The sequence below is a fragment of the Palleronia sp. THAF1 genome, from assembly GCF_009363795.1.
Lineage (GTDB): Bacteria > Pseudomonadota > Alphaproteobacteria > Rhodobacterales > Rhodobacteraceae > Palleronia.
Map to the genome: position 1 here is coordinate 2,221,438 of NZ_CP045420.1, position 18,380 is coordinate 2,239,817.

Sequence of the window (18,380 nt, forward strand, 5' to 3'; positions counted from 1 at the left end):
GCATAACGTAAGACGGCGTGTCCGGTTCGCCAGCCGTCGCACGCAGGACGAAAGGTCGCCCATGAAAGATGCCGCCCCCCGCACGATCCGCCTGAGCGAATACAGCCCGCCCGCATACCTTGTGGACGACGTGCAACTGACATTCCGGCTGATTCCGCTGGCGACACGCGTACTGTCGCGCATCTCGTTCCGGCGCAATCCCGATGGCGACGGCGGCCCGCTGCGGCTGGACGGCGAAGGCTTGAAGTTGATTTCTGCGCGTATCGACGGGGCCGAAGTGCAGCCGAAGCTGCTGACCGACGGGCTGGAGATCGACGCGCCGGATACCTTCGTATGGGAGGCGGAAGTCGAGATCGCGCCGCAGGAAAACACCGCCCTGTCAGGTCTTTATATGTCGAACGGTATGTATTGCACCCAGTGTGAGGCAGAGGGCTTCCGCCGCATCACCTATTACCCCGACCGTCCCGACGTGATGGCCCCCTTCACCGTGCGGATCGAGTCGGACCGGCCCGTTCTGCTGTCGAACGGCGACCCCGTGGAACAGGGCGATGGATACGCCGTCTGGCAGGACCCGTGGAAGAAGCCCGCCTACCTGTTTGCGCTCGTCGCAGGTGATCTGGTCGCCCATTCGGATCACTTCACCACCTCTGACTTTCGCGAAGTCACGCTGAATATCTGGGTCCGCCCCGGTGACGAAGATCGCTGCGCCTACGCGATGGACTCGCTCATCCGCTCGATGGCGTGGGATGAGGAACACTATGGCCGCGCCTACGATCTGGACGTGTTCAACATCGTCGCGGTGGACGATTTCAACATGGGCGCGATGGAGAACAAGGGCCTGAACATCTTCAACGCCCGCTATGTCCTCGCGTCGTCCGACACTGCGACGGACACAGATTATGCGCGGATCGAAGCGATCATCGCCCACGAGTATTTTCACAATTGGACGGGCAACCGGGTCACCTGCCGCGACTGGTTCCAGCTGTGCCTGAAGGAAGGGCTGACCGTCTTCCGAGACCAGCAGTTTTCGGGCGATGAACGCAGCCACGCGGTCAAGCGGATCGAAGACGTGACCCTGCTCCGCGCCCGCCAATTCCGCGAGGATGCAGGCCCCTTGGCGCACCCCGTTCGTCCGCAATCCTATATAGAGATCAACAACTTCTACACCGCCACCGTCTACGAAAAGGGCGCCGAGGTCGTCGGCATGCTGCGCACCCTCATCGGCCCGGACGCCTACCGCAAGGCGCTCGACCTTTATTTCGAGCGCCACGACGGGCAGGCCTGCACAATCGAAGATTGGCTGACCGTCTTTCACGACGCGACGGGTCGCGATCTGACGCAGTTCGCTTTGTGGTACGAGCAGGCTGGCACGCCGACGGTTACCGTAGATTCCCGCGTCGAAGATGGTGAGCTGTTGTTGGACCTGACCCAGAGCATCCCCGCCACGCCCGGCCAGCCCGACAAGGCGCCCCAGGTCATCCCGCTGACAGTCGGCGCCATCGCCCGCGACGGCACCGAGGCCCTGAAAACCACGCTGGTCGAACTGACCGAGGCACAACAGACTGTCCGTCTGCCGATCACCGCAACCGACGTCGTGCCGTCGGTAAACCGTGGCTTTGCCGCGCCGATCAACCTTCAGCAAACGCTTTCGCAGGCCGATCGCGCCCTGCTGCTGGCCCATGACACGGACCCGTTCAACAAATGGGACGCGGGCCGTGTTCTGGCGCGTCAGGCGCTGATCGCGATGGTCCGCGACGGGACCGCGTCCGACGCGACCTACCTTGATGCGCTCGCCCCCGTGATCGAAGACGATACGCTTGACCCCGCCTTCCGCGCTCTGGTTCTTGCACTGCCATCGGACGATGATCTGGCGCAGGCGCTCGCTGCCGAAGGGCACACACCAGACCCCATGGTCATCGACACCGCCCGCAGCGACATGGCCCGCGCGATGGCCGAGCGGTTGGAGCCGATTTTGGCGGCGCTCTATGACGATCTACGCGTAAAGGGCCCCTATTCCCCCGCCGCAGTGGACGCGGGCAAGCGCAGTCTGCGCAACGCGGCCCTGTCATTGCTGACAAAGATCGACGGCGGCGCTCGCGCACAGACGCAGTTCAATACGGCCGACAACATGACCGACAGCGTCGCCGCGCTCTCTGCCTTGCTGCGCAATGGGTTTGGCGAAGATGCCGCCAATACGTTCTACGACCGTTGGCAAAACGACCGTCTGGTGATGGACAAGTGGTTCAGCCTTCAGGTGATGACGGCCCCCGGCGAGACCGGTGTCGCGACCGCCGCGCGTCTGACCGAACACCCTGCCTTCGACTGGAAGAACCCCAACCGCTTCCGCTCTGTCTTTGGCGCGCTGGGTGGCAACCACGCCAGCTTCCACGCCGCGGACGGCTCTGGCTACGACCTGCTTGCCGACTGGCTGATCCGCCTTGATCCACTGAACCCGCAGACCACGGCGCGGATGACAACGATGTTCGAGACGTGGCCCCGCTACGACGACGACCGTCAGCGCAAGGCGCAAGCCGCGCTGCGGCGCATCGCCGCGACCGAGGGCCTGAGCCGCGACACGGCAGAGATGTTGGCGCGGATGCTGGACTAGATCAACGGAACCGAGCCTGTCGCGCGTCGTTTCGGACACGACGGTTTAACGATCGCAAGGAGTTACCAATGACCGATATCGCCAACGCCAAGATCATCATTCTCGCCTCTGACGGGTTCGAGCAGGTGGAACTGACAACCCCCAAGAAGCAGCTGGAAAAGGCTGGAGCGACCGTCCATGTCGCAACGCCCAACGGTGAAGACATCACCGGCTGGTACTTCGACAAGTGGGGCGACAAGACGAAGGCCGACATGAAGATCGCGGATGTGACCCTGTCGGACTACGACGCGATGGTTCTGCCCGGCGGCCAGATCAATCCGGACGTATTGCGCACGAACGAAGACGCAGTGGGCAAGATTCGCGACTTCGCCGGTACCGGCAAGCCGCTAGCCGCCATTTGCCACGCCCCATGGCTGTTGATCGAAGCAGACCTTGTGCGTGGCAAGCGCCTGACGTCTTACCACTCGATCCGCACCGATTTGAAGAACGCCGGGGCCGAGGCTGTGGACGAGCAGGTCGCCCAGGACGGCAATCTGATCACCTCGCGCAATCCGGACGATCTGGATGCGTTCTGCCGTGCCATCATCGACGCGGTGACGGCAAGCAGCAGCAAAGCGGCATAGCGCCCTCGGCGGCAGCGCGCCGAATGAACGCGCTGTCGCCCGAATTCTTGCCTTTCGGGTTTCCCAGCGGCAAAAGCGACGTAACAGCCAAGGCAAGGACAGGCGCATGGGCATCAAGGAGCGGATTGACGAACAGATCGTCGAACGTGCGCCGTGGTTCCGTCGCCCCGGTCCGCACATCCGTGTCATTCGCGGGTTCCTGCACCTGTTGCTTAGCTACGACCGAACCATCTCCCTCGCTCACGAAATGGAAGACTGGTCTGGCCCCGCGATCATGGATCGCATGGGCAACGACCTTGCGCAGGACGTGGAAGTTACGGGTCTGGAAAACATCCCCCGGCACGGCGGCGCGATGATTGTCTGCAACCATCCGACCGGCATCGCAGACGGTATCATCCTGTGGCACCTGCTGGCGAAGCACCGCCCCGATCTGTTCTTCTACGCCAATTCCGACATGATCAAAGTCGTGCCCCAACTGGAGCCGCTGATCGCCCCTGTCGAATGGCGCGAGGACAAGCGCAGCCGCGAAAAGACCCGCGCCACGATGACCTATACGCGCAAGGCGATGGAGGCTGGTCGCCTTGGCATCATCTTCCCCGCTGGACGCTTGGCCAAGCGACGTGGTCTGCGTCTGTTCGAACGACCGTGGATGTCATCGGCGGCCATGATCGCCCGCAAGTTCGACGTGCCGGTGATCCCATTAAACATACGCGCGCGCAACTCTGTACTGTTCTACCTGTTCGACAAGATTCATCCGTCCCTGCGCGACATCACTCTGTTTTACGAGACACTGAACAAGGCCCAACAACCATTCCGCGTCACGATTGGCGAGCCAATCTCGCCCAGCGCTCTGCCGAAAGACAACGACGCGGCCATCGGCCTTCTGCGCAAGGCGACGCTCGGTCTGGGCGGGCGCTACGCGCCAGAAGTGTCCTTGGTGGACATGACGCGACGCCCAAGCTGGGCGTCCCGCAGCATCGGTTCGTCTTGAAACGACACTCGTGTCAGCGTCGTTGCGACTTTTTTTCGTAGCTGGAAATCTCAACTCCGAAAAAAAGTCGCAACAAGCGCACAGTCGACTTCAGCCCCTATAAGGCTTCATCCTCTCCGGGATCTTCCGCAAGCGCCTCTGTTTCCAGCGAAGACGCTGCAGGAGCCTCACGCATCTCTTGGCTTGGTCGCGCGATCGGAGTGACCTGACGCCGGATCGGTCCCATGACCAAACCATCTGGCGCAGGACGCGCGCGAGGCCGGGGCGAGACGCTGATCTGGCAATACTCTTGGGCGCGCAGCCAGCGCCGCATCTCGCGCCGTTTCGCGTCGGAGCGCATCGGCCCCCAATCTGCCGAAACGCCTGACCACCTGGGCGAGCGCGCGTGGATCACACCATCACGCGGCACCGTGCGCGCCATGATCCGAATCGCACAGGACAGATTCGCCGGACCGTCCTTCAGCGCGTCCCCGGTGCGGGCAGCGCAGCCATAGCCACGCGCGGTTTGCGGCAGGATTTGCAGCAAGCCGTACCACAGCCCCCCACCGCCCACAGCGCGCGGCTTCCATGTGCTTTCGTACTTAGCAAGGGCCGACAGAAAGCCGACCCAGAAGGCCCGGCGATCCACGTCCGACCCGCGGGCGTAGCCCGGACACCATCGTCCGATATCGCGTGGCGTGTGCTGGACCAGCCCCCGCCCGTGCGACTTCAGCGCCTTGATAGAGGCACGGCTCCACCGGTCACTTTCGGGACGGAAATCCCAGCGTGTCACCGGGATCGGATCGACGACAGGCCTGGGTTGCGGGCGCACCGTCTGCGCGGCGGCGGGCAGCGCAAGCAAAGCGCATAGTGTCAAAGATAATAAACGCATCCGCCGCAGTTAAGCCGACGGATGCGTCAAGGGCAACTATGTGCGATCAGACGCCCTGCGCTTGGCAGTAGGGCTGGGCGCGGGTCCAGGCGGACATCTCGGCGCGCTTCGCGCCGGAATGGAACGGGCCCCAATCACGCATGCCACGGTTCACCGACCCGCGACGGCTGACCTGCTTGGCGGCGATCCGCACGCCACAGGACAGGTTCGCAACCGGGTTCTTCAAGGCGCTGCCGCTGGTCGCGGCGCAACCGTAGGCGCGCGCGGTCGCCGGCGCGATCTGCACCAGACCAAACCACAGACCGCCGCCGCCGACGGCTTCGGGACGCCACGTGCTTTCATGCTTGGCCAATGCGCTGAACAAACCGGCCCAGAACGCGGCGCGATCCTCGGCGCTGCGATTCGGGTAGTCGGGGCACCATTCGGTGATATCGGCAGGGGTCATCGCAGGCAGCGCGGCACCGTGGCTTTGCAGGGCGTCCAGCGTGGCATCGGTCCAGACTTGGCTGTCAGGACGGAAATCCCACCGCATGACGGGGGGCGCTTCGGGTTGGGTCACGGCAGGGGTGGTGGTGACGCAGGCCGAAAGGCCCAGCAGGGACATAAGAAGGATGAGACGGCGCATGGTGTCCTACGGATGTGGCATCGGTCCTTCGCACGACCGACGTCGCCCGATACCGCAGGCGGCGTTAGAATGGCGAGTCCCCGCCCCCATCTGTCGGCAACGTTGCGCTTATCCGCCCGCCGAAGTAGGGATCGCGCGTTCGCGATCCTAGGAGTTTTGCCATGCTCGACCTGACGTTTGAGTCCCCCGCCCCCAAGGTTATCCAGGGTGCAAAGGACGACTGGGAACTGGTCATCGGACTAGAGGTCCACGCCCAGGTCGCGAGTACCGCCAAGCTGTTCTCTGGCGCGTCCACCCAGTTCGGCGCAGAGCCCAATTCCAACGTCGCCTTCGTGGACGCGGGCATGCCCGGCATGCTGCCCGTCATCAACGAAGGCTGCGTGGCGCTGGCCGTGAAGACGGGGCTTGGCCTGAACGCCGAAATCCACCTGAACAGTGCGTTCGACCGAAAGAACTACTTCTACCCCGACCAGCCCTCGGGCTACCAGATCAGCCAACTTTACCACCCCATCGTGGGCGAAGGCGAAGTCATCGTCGACATGGCCCCCGGCATCGCCCGCCGCGTGCGGATCGAGCGCATTCACCTTGAGCAGGACGCAGGCAAGTCGATCCACGACATGGACCCACAGGCCAGCTTCGTGGACCTCAACCGCTCTGGCGTCGCGTTGATGGAAATCGTCAGCCGTCCCGACATTCGCGGGCCGGAAGAAGCCGCCGCCTATGTTTTGAAGCTGCGTCAGATCATGCGCTACCTTGGCACCTGCAATGGCGACATGCAGAACGGCAACCTGCGTGCGGATGTGAACGTCTCGGTCTGTAAACCGGGCGACTACGAGCGATTCGTGGAGACCGGCGATTTCGGTGTGCTGGGCACGCGGTGCGAAATCAAGAACATGAACTCCACCCGCTTCATCCAGCAGGCCATCGAGGTCGAAGCCCGCCGCCAGATCGCCATCATCGAGGACGGCGGCGAAGTCGTGCAGGAAACCCGCCTGTTCGATCCCGACAAGGGCGAGACGCGCTCCATGCGATCGAAGGAAGAAGCGCACGACTACCGCTACTTCCCCGATCCCGACCTGCTGCCGCTGGAGATCGAGCAAGCATGGGTGGACGACATCAAGGCCACCCTGCCCGAATTGCCCGACGCCAAGAAGGCGCGCTTCGTACTGGACTACGGCATGACCGAATACGACGCAGGCGTACTGACCGCCGACGTCGAGAATGCTGCGTTCTTCGAGGAAGTCGCGGCGACCTCTGGCGACGGCAAGACCAGCGCGAACTGGGTCATCAACGAACTCTTCGGGCGCCTGAAGAAAGACGGCGACCGCGATATCGCCGATAGCCCAATGTCCGCCGCGCAACTGGGTGGGATCGTGGCGCTGATCAAGGCGGGCGACATCTCTGGCAAAATCGCCAAGGACCTGTTCGAGATCGTCTACACCGAAGGCGGTGACCCGGCCGTGTTGGTCGAAGAGCGCGGCATGAAGCAGGTCACCGACACCGGAGCGATTGAAGCGGCAGTGGACGACGTTATCGCCGCTAACCCCGCGCAGGTCGAAAAGGCCAAGCAGAACCCCAAGCTTGCAGGCTGGTTCGTCGGTCAGGTGATGAAGGCCACCGGCGGCAAGGCCAACCCGGCGGCGGTCAATCAGATCGTGGCGACGAAGCTGGGGCTTTGATGCTGGGGCCCGGCCCTAGAACTGGTCGGTCGCAACGCCGTCCGTCGGCTCAGCGATCTGATTGACGGGCGTTTGCGAGTTGAAATCGCTGAAGTCACTGGTGCCGCCTGTGTTGCACGCTGCAAGGGTCAAAAGACCGGCGAAGAGAACTACGATCTTGGTCATGGACGAGTGTCTTTCTGCTTAAAAAAGGCGTGGCGGAACGACAGGTTTGAACCGCAGCCATAAAAAAGCGCACCGGAATCGATGCGCTTTTCGAAACTATACCATGCGAACGTATCAGGTACCGTCTTCGTTGGACGCAATACCATCGGTCGGAGACGCGACTTGGTCACCCATGGTCGGGTTGGTTGCCGGGTCGAACTGGCCGTTTCCGGTGGTCTGGCACGCGGCAAGCCCCAGAAGGCCGGCGAAAAGAATGGCGAATTTCGTCATGGTGAACTCCTTGTTGCGTTGGTCGCGAACACGCAACCGTTACCCATCAAACGACGCCACCGGCAAAACGGTTCCCATACTCTTGCGACGTCTTGCTTGAACCCGGCTGTTTGGCCTAGACGACCTGCAAATCCCAAGGGGGAAAGCATGTCCTACTACGAATACCGCGTGGTCCCTGCGCCGAAGTCATTGCCGAAGGTGAAGGGGCAAAAAAGCCCCGAGGGTCGCTTTTCCCATGCCATGGCCGAAGCACTGAACGCCGAAGGCCGCGACGGCTGGGAGTTCCAGCGCAGCGAGACCATCGACGCGCCCGTAAAGCGTGGTTTTCTGTCGAAAGCCCGGCCTGAAACGCTGAGTGTTCTGGTCTTCCGCCGCTGGGTTGTCATCGACGGCGCGCAGGCCGAGCATCCGTTCGAGCCCGCGATGGAGCCTGCCTACGCCCCGACGCCGGAAGAGACGTTCGAGATGCACCGCGTCCCTGACCCGGAACCCTACGACGACGTAGCCCCGGAGCAGACGCAACCGCGTGCGCCCAGCCTGTTCGCGCGCCGCGACGATACGTCCCGCAGTTCGGTCCCGCCCCTGCGCGCGCCTGACCGGGACTGACCGCTTCTAGCCTGCGTCGATCGCCAGCGCATGGATTCGGCTCACGAGGTCCGTGCCCAATGCAGCATGGATCGCCCGGTGCCGTGCGATGCGCGACATATCGGCCAACTCTTTCGCGCGGATCGTCACCGCGAAATGGCTTTGCCCGCCCTCTGGCGCTCCCGCATGCCCTGCATGCAAGGCAGATTGGTCCTCGACCTCCAGTTCGGCAGGCGCAAAACGCTCCCGCAGTTTCGACTCTATTTCATCAGCCACGCGCATTTGACGATCTTCCTCTTTCCCATGGGTCTGGTGATGTCTAGAGTATGGCCTCCGAACAGGACAAGGAGCAGTTGCGATGGCCAAGAGCGACCCCTTCGGTTTCGACATGCGAGTGTCTTCCGCAAAGAAAAACAATCCCCGCGGTAAGCGCGGCATGTCCGGCGCCTTCGAGACCTCGACCCGCGTGTGCGAGCATGAGGGCTGCGAGGAGAAGGGCGTCTACCGTGCGCCGCGCTCACCCGATCACCTCGATGAGTACAAGTGGTTCTGCAAGGATCACGTGCGCGAGTACAATCTGAAGTGGAACTTCTTCAACGGCCAGACCGAAGAGGAATTCGACGACCAGATCGCCAAGGACAAGGTCTGGGGCCGCGATACGAAGCCCTTCAAATCCGAGGAACAGCGCGCCTGGGCGCGTCTTGGCGTGGACGATCCGCATCAGGTTCTGGGAAGCAACGCCACCCAGAACCCCGGCAAATCCACCACGGGTGCCACCACCCGCCGCCTGCCACCGACAGAGCGCAAGGCGATCGAGATTCTGGAAGCCAAGGATCACTGGAACAAGACAGAAATCCGCAAGGCCTACAAATCGCTGATCAAGGTACTGCACCCCGACATGAACGGCGGCGACCGCAGTCAGGAAGACCAGCTGAACGAGGTCGTCTGGGCCTGGGACCAGATCAAGGACAGCCGTAATTTCATGAAGTGAGGCGGCTGGCGGATACGGATCGTATCAGGCCTTGTGGTACTGTGTGGCTGTCGGTCTGCCGCATTTGCGGCATGATGCCATTGTGATTGATCCCGTCGGTGCGTGAACTGGCAGACATCCCACCGTTGAAGGCCGCCATGCGTTTCTGGACCATCATCGCCCTGATTCTCGTGTTGTCCGCTCTCGGCCTGACCTACGAGATCGCGGCGGGCCGGGTGCTGGCCCCCTATTTCGGCACCTCTTTACTGACTTGGACCGCCGTCATCGCCGTCGTGCTGGCGGGGTTCTCGGTCGGCAGCGCATGGGGTGGCTTCATCGCAGAGCGCGAGCGCGCGACCGCCGCGTCGAACGTGCGTACCGCACTCGTCGCCACCGCCGTTTTGATGGCCCTGTCGCCCACCTTGCTTGCGGTAATCCATGGCTCTGGCGCGCGGGGCACAGGCGGAATGCTTGTCACCGTGGTGCTGACCTTCTTCCCGGCGTCCGTCGCCGTCACACTGCCCTCCCCGTTCCTCGCCAAATTGGCGGTCGAGGCACGGCCGGGGCGTGAGGGATCCTCGCTTGGGATCGTGCTATCGGCAGGCTCGGTCGGCGCGATCTTCGGGGCGATCCTTGCGGGGTTCGTGACTCTGCCCCTGATCGGATCGACCGCTACCTTCGCCGGGTGTGGGACGGTGGCGTTGATATGCCTGCTTTTCATTCGGGGCAGCAAGGCAGGCGACCCGCCAGGCGGCATCATCGCGGGTGCAGTCGCCTTCATCGCCGTGACCGGTATTTGGGGCGGATCGACCTGTATGTACGAATCCGGACTGTCTTGCATCCATGTGACCGAAGAGCGGGGAGAAGTTCGGATGTATTCGGACCGGACCCTGCAGGCCGCCGAACCGCTGGATGGCAACGGTGATCTGGCCTTAAGCTACACGCGCTGGCTTTGGGCACGGATGGACGCCGATCTCGGCCCCGCGCCATCGGTCCTGTTCATCGGCGGAGGCGGCTACACGCTGCCCACCAAGCTGTTGCAGTCGCGCCCCGCCGCGCAAGCTGTAGCGGTCGAGATCGATCCGTTGATCACGCGTGTGGTGCAACGCAATTTGCCCAACGCCGCCGCAATGATCGAGCGCGCAGGATACAAATTAACCCGTGCCGGCCCGGATGTAGACGCACGCTTGGGCATCGTGCACGCGGACGGTCGGGTCTATCTGAACGAGACTGATCGCCGGTTCGATGCAGCGGTACTGGATGCGTTCTCTTCGGGTTCCGTGCCAGCGCATCTGGTCACCATCGAAACGGTCGAACGCCTGCGCGAGATCACTGACGGCCCGGTTTACGTGAACCTGATCGACCGACCAGACGGCCCTCTGGCGCGCGGCGTCTACGCCATTCTTGGCGCGACCTACCCTTTCGTGGTGGTAGAACAGGGCCCTGTGGGCGCAACGGGACGGGCGAACATCCTGCTTGCCGCATCGCACACCCCGTTGGAAACATTGGATACTGGCCTAGACGGCTACGCGCCCACGGCCATATCCCCCGCGCGCGCGTTCACCGATGACCGCGGCTGGGTCGGTCACCGCTAGCCGCTGATCGGGTTCCCACCACCCTGCGGGTAGAACACCAGCGACACGCCGTTAAGGCAATGGCGCTTGCCAGTCGGCTCGGGGCCATCATCGAAGATGTGGCCAAGGTGCGAACCGCAGCGATCACAATGCACCTCTGTCCGGGTCGTGAACAGGCTGCGGTCCGGCTTGGTTTGAACGGCCTCGGCAAACGGTGCCCAGAAAGACGGCCAGCCGGTGCCGGATTCAAACTTGGTGCGCGATGGGTACAACGCCTGATCGCAGCCCTTGCAATGATACTGACCCGGCCGCTCGATGTCGTTCAAACGGGACGAGAACGCCCGTTCGGTGCCCATCTGACGCATGACCTTGTATTCAAGATCCGTCAGCATCTCGCGCCATTCGGCTTCGGACATGGAGACTTCGTATGGGCCATCGGCAGCCAGCAAGGCAGCAGGTGCGGTGGCGGCGGCGCCAAGGGCGGTGATGAACGTGCGACGGTGCATGGAGGACCTCCGGTGGAACGCGTTTCATCAGATATAGCACGGACGAGCGTCATCGCTCGTCCGCTGGCGCAGATGTTATCTACGTATCAATCAGGCGTCAGAGACCGGGGCCACCGCGATCACTTCACCAGTCGGAAGGCCGGTCGGCGATCCACCCGCAGGCTCGTTGCTGACGGCGAACGAACCGGACGGGATGCGCTGGCCCCAGAAAGGCGACACGTCGATCCGAACATCCTGACCATCGGGCAGCACGCCCACGGAATGGGGTGGCTGGTCCTCTGTCAGCAGCCAAACCTCCAGATCACGGCCTTCGGGCACCGTGCCCGCGTCCTTGCGGATCAGCAGTACATTGTCGGTCGCATCGTACCGCACGCTGACGAGCAAAGACCGATCTTCAGCGGCGACATCGGCGGCATATTGCTCGCCAGTCACGCCCTGCATGTCGATCTGCGGCAGGAAGACCGCCAGCAAAGCAACAACCGCAGCCAGGGCCAATCCGCCTGACAGGAAGCCTCGGAACCAATTGCGCCGCGACGTCGAGCGACCGGCGGTGCGGGCCATCGTCGGCTCTGGTTCGATCCGCGACGCCAGCTTGCCGCGCAGGCCGGAGGGCGGCGCCACAGGCTCTATGTCCTCGGCCAGTGGCACAAGGTCTTCCGACCAGGAGGCCACCCGCGCCCGGAAGCCGCCGTCAACCTCAAGCCGGTCCTCGACCGCCTGACGCTCTGCCGGGGATAGCAGGTGCAATACGTACTCGGCGGCAAGAACATCGTCGTTCTCGCGGTCCGTTCCGTTTGTCATGTCGGTGCCGTCGCTCATGCGCTCATGCACTCCCTTAATTTCAACAGGGACCGGCGTAGCCAGGTCCGCATCGTGTTCAGCGGCACATCGAACCGCGCGGCCAGATCCTGATAGGTCTGACCGTCCAAATAAGCTCCGCGAACCGCTTCTGCGCGATCCGTCTCCAACTCGCCCAGGCAGCGGGCAATCGCCTGCGCCTCGGAGGCCGCAATGACTTGCGCCTCCGGTCCCGGTTCAGAATCCGACAGACGCTCCAGCGCCTCGGTTCCCTCGCCCGCAGGTTTCCTCGACCGCACACGGTCGATGGATGTGTTCCGAGCGATGGTAATCAGCCATGTCATCGGACTAAGGCCATTCGCCTGGTAGCGGTCTGCATTCTTCCAGACCTTCACGTAGGCATCCTGCAAAGTGTCTTCTGCTTCGGCCTTGTCCCTCAACACACGCAGGCAAACCCCGAAGAGTTTCGCACTGGTCGCATCATAAAGTGAAAGAAAGGCATCACGGTCGCCCTCGGCTATGCGGCCGATCATCGCTTCGATCTCGGTCAGGGTCGTCGCCACGTGGCATTCTCCGGTAAATACTTGTCGCAATGTACCCTAGCACCATCTGTCGCGGCGGAAATAGCTTGGCCTTGCGAGCAGGCCGCATATGTTGCACCACGCCCGCGATCCGAATGCCCGAACAGTCCTATTGGAGAACAGCCATGGCCGATGGCAGCCTCGACATCACCGCAAAACCGACCGTCGAGGTTTCGGTGCGCGAAACCTTCGGCATCGACACCGATATGGTCGTGCACGGTTTCCCCCAAGCCAGCGACCGCGTGCCAGAGCATGACAGCACATATCGCTTCGACCACGACACCACGCTGGCCGTTCTGGCGGGCTTCGAGCACAACCGCCGTGTCATGATCCAAGGTTACCATGGAACGGGTAAGTCGACCCACATCGAACAGATCGCCAGCCGCCTGAACTGGCCCTGCGTGCGTGTGAACCTTGATAGCCACATCTCCCGCATCGACCTGATCGGTAAGGACGCCATCAAGCTGCGCGACGGCGTGCAGGTTACCGAATTCCAGGAAGGCATCCTTCCTTGGGCCCTGCGGAATCCAACCGCGATCGTGTTCGACGAATACGACGCAGGCCGCGCCGACGTGATGTTCGTGATCCAGCGCGTGCTGGAAGTGGACGGCAAGCTGACGCTTCTGGACCAGAACGAGGTCATCCACCCCCACCCGTTCTTCCGCCTGTTCGCCACGTCAAACACCGTGGGTCTGGGCGACACGACGGGCTTGTATCACGGCACCCAGCAGATCAACCAAGGCCAGATGGACCGTTGGAGCCTCGTGGCGACGCTCAACTACATCGAGCATGACGCCGAAGCCGCCATCGTCGTGTCCAAGCTGCCGAAGTACGACACCGACAAGGGCCGCAAGACGGTCAGCCAGATGGTCACCGTCGCCGACCTGACCCGCACTGCCTTCGTAAACGGTGAACTGTCCACCGTAATGTCGCCCCGGACGGTCATAGCATGGGCGCAGAACGCCGAAATCTTCGGACACATCGGCTACGCCTTCCGCCTGACGTTCCTGAACAAATGCGACGAGCTGGAGCGCGAGACGGTCGCCGAGTTCTACCAGCGCTGCTTCGACGAGGAACTGCCCGAAAGCGCGGCGAGCGTCAGTTTGGGGTGAGTGACGGGCTGAAGATAGCGACGGTCCTTGCGGCTATCACCGCAGGGGCACTGCTAATCGGCTTTGGAAATGCGCGCCCTCTCGAAAACGACTTCGAACGAGAGAGCGCTTGCGATTTTCTACGTTTCGGCGAGCTTCTTTGCCTCGAACGCTAAAATTTCTTCTTACTGAATACGGTAATCCGTCCCGCCGCCCATGCCCTGATTGCGGATGCGGCGGATACCGGCGGGGATGCGGTCCCAGGCGAAGCACTCGGCCTCTGCCGCCACGGGCGCGGCACACCATACGGGGGCGCGCCATTCCCACGTTCCGCTGACCGGTAGCCCGGCGTCGGTGCCGCTGTAGGTGCCATCGGCGTTGATCCGCAGGCTTCCGCCCTGCCCCACAAGCTCTTGCCCCGCCACCAACGACAGGAACGCCGCTTCGTCCCGGATGCGGCCCAAGGACACGGCGGGGCCGGTGTCGACTTCCGGCGCGTCCGACACTTCTTCCTCTGTCACGGGGGCGCAGGCGGTAACGGCCAGCGCAGCGGCAGCGATCAGGGCGAGCATTTTCATGGGATGTCTCCGGCCATTGGGGTCGGCTTGCAATACAGTGCCGACGCCGCGCACGCAAAGGGCCGTTTCACCGATTGCGCCTGCGCGCGCGGGGACTAGATTGCACCCCATGGCCAAATCCGATGACAACCCCGCCGATCCGTTCAAGAAGGCGCTTGCAGAAGCGACCCGCACGCTGGCCGACGACCCGGATATGGGCGTCAGCTACACGGTCGATCCTCCGGGCATCTCGAACGACGGGCTGCGCTTGCCGCAAGTCAGCCGCCGCATGAGCCGCGACGAGGTGATGCTGGCGCGCGGCACCGCCGACAGCTTTGCCCTGCGCCGCCGGTTCCACGACCAGAAGACATCAGCCAAATACGCGCCACCGGGTGACATGGCGCGCGAGATCTTCAACGCCATGGAAGACGCCCGGTGCGAGGCGATGGGCGCACGCGCCATGCCAGGCACCGCCGCCAACATTGACGTGAAGATCGAAGCCGAAGCCGCGCGCAAGGGCTATAAGTCGCTGGTCGCGAAGGAAGAAGCGCCCCTGTCGGTGGCCGCAGGCTACCTGATCCGCCAGATGGCCACGGGCCGCGCGCTACCTGAAGGCGCGGATACCGTTGCCCAGTTGTGGCGCGAGCACTTCGAAGGCCAAGCCGGCGGTACTCTGGAAGGCTTGGGCGAAGCTCTGTCTGACCAGGCGGCGTTCGCCCGCATGGCGCGGCAGGTGATCGACGATCTGGGCTACGGCGACCAGTTGGGCGACGACCCCGATGGCTCGGACGACGAAGACGGCGGCGACGACGCGGAAGCCGAAAGCCAGGAAGACGACCAGCCCGATAGCAGCGGCGGGGAGGAGGAAGACAGCGACGATCACGAGGCCGCGCCCGACCAAAGCCAGGACAGCCAGACCGACGCTGCCGAGGCCGCCGTCCAGTCCGAAGACATGGCCGACCCGACCGAGGGCGAAGAGACCGACATGCCGGAAGGCGACGCCCCGTCCGAGCCGCCGCCCCCACCAGCGGTCTCTGATGCCGACGCAAACTATACCGTGTTCCGGCAGACCTTCGACGAGATCATCCGCGCCGAAGACCTAGCCGAACCCGCCGAACTGGAACGCCTGCGCGCGTATCTGGACAAGCAGTTGGAGCCGTTGAAAGGTGCCGTCAGCCGCTTGGCCAACAAGCTGCAACGTCGCCTTCAAGCCAAGCAGAACCGCTCATGGGAGTTCGATCTGGAGGAAGGCACGTTGGACGCAGGCCGCCTTGCACGCGTTGTCGCCAGCCCCACGACGCCCCTGTCCTACAAGCAGGAAAAGGACACCGAATTTCGCGATACGGTGGTGACGATCCTGCTGGACAACTCCGGTTCCATGCGGGGCCGCCCGATCAGCATCGCAGCGATCTGCGCAGATGTGCTGAGCCAAACGCTGGAACGTTGCGACGTGAAGACAGAGATCCTCGGCTTCACCACCCGCGCGTGGAAGGGCGGGCAATCGCGCGAAGACTGGCTGGCCGCTGGCCGCCCGGCCCAACCGGGCCGCCTGAACGATTTGCGCCACATCATCTACAAATCCGCCGATGCGCCGTGGCGGCGGGCGCGTGCGAACCTTGGCCTGATGATGAAAGAGGGCCTGCTGAAAGAGAACATCGACGGCGAGGCGCTGGAATGGGCGTGGAAGCGGCTGGCTGGCCGCCCCGAGCAGCGCAAGATCCTGATGGTGATCTCCGACGGCGCGCCCGTGGACGACAGCACCCTTTCGGTGAACCCCGCGAACTATCTGGAAAAGCACCTGCGCGACGTGATCGCCATGGTCCAGAAAAAGCGCGGCGTGGAACTCTGTGCGATCGGGATCGGCCACGACGTGACGCGCTACTACGACCACGCGGTCACGATCACCGATGCCGAACAACTTGCGGGCGCGATCACCGATCAGCTTGCGGCCTTGTTCGAAGTCGACAAGCGCAAGCGCGACCGCTGGATGGGCCGTCGTCGCGTCGCGTGACCGGATCGCCCCAATCGGGCGGTCCGACATGAGTATTTAAGAAAACAAAGAAAGGCGGGCGCGATGTTCCAAAGCTTCGACACGCAAGGCGACCGCGAGGCTGGACCAGAACGGCTGATAGCGCTGCGTGGCGCCATGGCAGATGCCGGGCTCGACGCCTTTCTGATTCCCCGCGCCGATGCGCATCAGGGCGAATATGTGGCCCCTCGGGATGCGCGACTGCAATGGCTGACGGGGTTCACAGGCTCTGCCGGCTTTGCCGCGGTGACGGCGGACCATGCGGCGCTGTTCGTCGATGGCCGCTACACCGTGCAAGGGCGCGATCAGGTGGCCGAGGTCTTCGACGTTCTGCGCCACCCCACCACGAAGCTGGGCGATTGGCTGGCCGATCACCTGCCGCAGGGCGCTCAGGTCGGTTTCGATCCGTGGCTGCATACGCGCGCGGAGATCGACGCCTTGCGCGAACGTTTGGGGCCGGAGATCGGCGTGGTGCCGGTCACGCCGAACCCGCTGGATACGATTTGGTCCAACCAGCCTGCCCCACCGCAGGGCCTGGCGCGGGCCTTCCCAACAAACATCGCCGGGGCCACGCGGTCCGAGAAGATCGCGCTTGTCTGCGATACGCTGGAGGCGGATGGCCATGCGGTCGCGGTCTTGTCCTTGCCCGACTCCCTCTGCTGGCTTCTGAACATCCGGGGCAGCGATATCCCCCGCAATCCGGTCGTGCACGCCTTTGCGACCGTAGAGGCTGCCACGCAAGAGGTGCGCCTGTTCTGCGACTCCGCCAAACTGCGCGATCTGGATTTGGGCCTGCCGGTCTTCGCGCCCGATGCGATCGTGCAATCGCTGGCCTATCTTTCCGGCCCCGTCCGGCTGGACCGGGACAGCGCGCCCTACCTGTTCGGACAAGCGCTGGAAGACGCGGACGTGAACATCGCATGGGCCGCCGATCCATGCCTGCTGCCCAAGGCCCGCAAAACCGACGCCGAGATCGACGCCAGCCGCACCGCTCATCTGCGCGACGGGGCTGCGATGTGCGCGTTCCTACATTGGGTGCATCAGGCGGAGCGGCGCGTATTGGCAGGCGAGCGCATCACAGAGATCGACGTTGTCGTCGCACTGGAAGACTTTCGCGGCGCCGACGATGCTTTGCGCGATATATCTTTCGAGACCATCGCGGGCAGCGGCCCCCACGGTGCCATCGTCCATTACCGGGTGACGCAGGAAACCGACCGTGCGCTTGCGCCGGGTGAACTGTTGCTGGTCGACTCGGGCGGCCAATATGACGACGGCACGACCGACATCACACGCACCATCGCCATCGGCACGCCCGGCGCGGCCGAGATCGCCGCCTTCACCCGCGTTTTACAAGGCATGATCGCCGTCAGCCGCGCGCGTTGGCCGAAGGGTCTGGCCGGGCGCGATCTGGATGCGCTGGCCCGCGCGCCGCTGTGGATGGCCGGGCAGGATTACGATCACGGAACTGGCCACGGCGTCGGCGTGCATCTGTCGGTGCACGAAGGCCCCCAGCGCCTGTCCCGCAGCGGAGAGATCACGCTGGACCCCGGCATGATCCTGTCGAACGAACCGGGCTACTACCGCGCCGGGGCCTTCGGCATCCGCATCGAAAACCTGGTCGTCGTCACCCCTGCTCCCGACCTGCCGGATCAGGACGATCGCGAGATGCTGTCGTTCGAGACTCTCACATGGGCCCCCATCGACCGCCGCCTGATCGACGTGGACGCCCTGTCCCCGGCAGAGCGCGCATGGATCGACACTTATCACGCAGGCGTCGCGCAACGCATGGCGGGCAGGCTTTCGCCCGATGTCGCCGCATGGCTGGGCGAGGTCACCCGCCCGTTGTAACGCCGGCCC

Annotated in this window: 19 protein-coding genes; 10 read left to right on the plus strand and 9 right to left on the minus strand. The window is 63.5% G+C overall.

Annotation, left to right across the window (positions count from 1 at the left end):
- Positions 1-61 precede the first annotated feature (61 nt).
- The 3 genes from pepN (at position 62) to FIU81_RS10960 (ending at position 4,222) form a co-directional block, all read left to right on the plus strand.
- A complete protein-coding gene (pepN, locus tag FIU81_RS10950; RefSeq protein WP_124112271.1) occupies positions 62-2,608 on the plus strand; it encodes an aminopeptidase N in 2,547 nt (848 codons plus the stop codon).
- 68 nt (positions 2,609-2,676) lie between these two features.
- Positions 2,677-3,231 (plus strand): type 1 glutamine amidotransferase domain-containing protein, encoded by a 555-nt coding sequence (locus FIU81_RS10955; protein ID WP_124112272.1) that lies wholly within the window; start codon positions 2,677-2,679, stop codon positions 3,229-3,231.
- Between the two features lie 106 nt (positions 3,232-3,337).
- Positions 3,338-4,222: a lysophospholipid acyltransferase family protein gene (locus FIU81_RS10960; RefSeq protein WP_124112273.1), complete on the plus strand. Its 885-nt coding sequence runs from the start codon at positions 3,338-3,340 to the stop codon at positions 4,220-4,222.
- A 97-nt stretch (positions 4,223-4,319) separates the two neighbouring features.
- Here FIU81_RS10960 and FIU81_RS10965 read toward each other — a convergent pair whose 3' ends face one another.
- Entirely contained in the window at positions 4,320-5,093 is a 774-nt protein-coding gene (locus tag FIU81_RS10965) for a transglycosylase SLT domain-containing protein (protein WP_124112274.1), read from the minus strand.
- A 46-nt stretch (positions 5,094-5,139) separates the two neighbouring features.
- Positions 5,140-5,718, minus strand: a complete 579-nt coding sequence (locus FIU81_RS10970) for a transglycosylase SLT domain-containing protein (RefSeq protein ID WP_124112275.1) — start codon at positions 5,716-5,718, stop codon at positions 5,140-5,142.
- Between the two features lie 161 nt (positions 5,719-5,879).
- Between FIU81_RS10970 and gatB the strand changes: the two genes are divergently transcribed.
- Positions 5,880-7,397, plus strand: a complete 1,518-nt coding sequence (gatB, locus tag FIU81_RS10975) for an Asp-tRNA(Asn)/Glu-tRNA(Gln) amidotransferase subunit GatB (protein WP_124112276.1) — start codon at positions 5,880-5,882, stop codon at positions 7,395-7,397.
- 15 nt (positions 7,398-7,412) lie between these two features.
- On the opposite strand, the gene FIU81_RS16745 is transcribed toward gatB, so the two are convergent.
- Together FIU81_RS16745 and FIU81_RS16750 are read right to left on the minus strand one after the other, a co-directional pair.
- Positions 7,413-7,562: a hypothetical protein gene (locus FIU81_RS16745; RefSeq protein ID WP_172971459.1), complete on the minus strand. Its 150-nt coding sequence runs from the start codon at positions 7,560-7,562 to the stop codon at positions 7,413-7,415.
- Positions 7,563-7,676: 114 nt separating this feature from the next.
- Positions 7,677-7,832 carry a hypothetical protein gene (locus FIU81_RS16750; RefSeq protein ID WP_172971460.1) on the minus strand — a complete coding sequence of 52 codons (156 nt, stop codon included), beginning with the start codon at positions 7,830-7,832 and terminating at the stop codon, positions 7,677-7,679.
- A 147-nt stretch (positions 7,833-7,979) separates the two neighbouring features.
- Between FIU81_RS16750 and FIU81_RS10980 the strand changes: the two genes are divergently transcribed.
- Positions 7,980-8,438, plus strand: coding sequence for a DUF4177 domain-containing protein (locus FIU81_RS10980; protein ID WP_124112277.1), 459 nt, complete (start codon positions 7,980-7,982; stop codon positions 8,436-8,438).
- 6 nt (positions 8,439-8,444) lie between these two features.
- On the opposite strand, the gene FIU81_RS10985 is transcribed toward FIU81_RS10980, so the two are convergent.
- Positions 8,445-8,699 carry a BolA family protein gene (locus FIU81_RS10985; protein ID WP_124112278.1) on the minus strand — a complete coding sequence of 85 codons (255 nt, stop codon included), beginning with the start codon at positions 8,697-8,699 and terminating at the stop codon, positions 8,445-8,447.
- Between the two features lie 76 nt (positions 8,700-8,775).
- Here FIU81_RS10985 and FIU81_RS10990 point away from each other — a divergent pair, with 76 nt between their 5' ends.
- A complete protein-coding gene (locus FIU81_RS10990; protein ID WP_124112279.1) occupies positions 8,776-9,408 on the plus strand; it encodes a DnaJ domain-containing protein in 633 nt (210 codons plus the stop codon).
- Between the two features lie 137 nt (positions 9,409-9,545).
- Entirely contained in the window at positions 9,546-10,982 is a 1,437-nt protein-coding gene (locus FIU81_RS10995) for a fused MFS/spermidine synthase (RefSeq protein ID WP_172971461.1), read from the plus strand.
- Here the strand turns inward: FIU81_RS10995 and msrB are convergent.
- The 3 genes from msrB to FIU81_RS11010 all read right to left on the minus strand — a co-directional run bounded on the left by msrB (position 10,979) and on the right by FIU81_RS11010 (position 12,798).
- Positions 10,979-11,467 carry a peptide-methionine (R)-S-oxide reductase MsrB gene (gene msrB, locus FIU81_RS11000; protein ID WP_124112280.1) on the minus strand — a complete coding sequence of 163 codons (489 nt, stop codon included), beginning with the start codon at positions 11,465-11,467 and terminating at the stop codon, positions 10,979-10,981. The two genes, FIU81_RS10995 and msrB, sit on opposite strands and share 4 nt — an antisense overlap.
- Positions 11,468-11,557: 90 nt before the next feature.
- Entirely contained in the window at positions 11,558-12,286 is a 729-nt protein-coding gene (locus FIU81_RS11005; RefSeq protein WP_124112281.1) for an anti-sigma factor domain-containing protein, read from the minus strand.
- Positions 12,283-12,798: a sigma-70 family RNA polymerase sigma factor gene (locus tag FIU81_RS11010; RefSeq protein WP_124112295.1), complete on the minus strand. Its 516-nt coding sequence runs from the start codon at positions 12,796-12,798 to the stop codon at positions 12,283-12,285. Before FIU81_RS11010 ends, FIU81_RS11005 begins: the two co-directional genes overlap by 4 nt.
- Before the next feature lie 173 nt (positions 12,799-12,971).
- On the opposite strand from FIU81_RS11010, the gene cobS reads away from it, so the two are divergent.
- Positions 12,972-13,958, plus strand: a complete 987-nt coding sequence (gene cobS, locus FIU81_RS11015; RefSeq protein ID WP_124112282.1) for a cobaltochelatase subunit CobS — start codon at positions 12,972-12,974, stop codon at positions 13,956-13,958.
- Positions 13,959-14,122: 164 nt separating this feature from the next.
- On the opposite strand, the gene FIU81_RS11020 is transcribed toward cobS, so the two are convergent.
- Entirely contained in the window at positions 14,123-14,515 is a 393-nt protein-coding gene (locus FIU81_RS11020) for a hypothetical protein (protein WP_124112283.1), read from the minus strand.
- 109 nt (positions 14,516-14,624) lie between these two features.
- Here FIU81_RS11020 and cobT point away from each other — a divergent pair, with 109 nt between their 5' ends.
- A complete protein-coding gene (gene cobT / locus FIU81_RS11025; protein WP_124112284.1) occupies positions 14,625-16,505 on the plus strand; it encodes a cobaltochelatase subunit CobT in 1,881 nt (626 codons plus the stop codon).
- Between the two features lie 63 nt (positions 16,506-16,568).
- Positions 16,569-18,371 carry an aminopeptidase P family protein gene (locus FIU81_RS11030; RefSeq protein WP_124112285.1) on the plus strand — a complete coding sequence of 601 codons (1,803 nt, stop codon included), beginning with the start codon at positions 16,569-16,571 and terminating at the stop codon, positions 18,369-18,371.
- Positions 18,372-18,380: the final 9 nt, after the last annotated feature.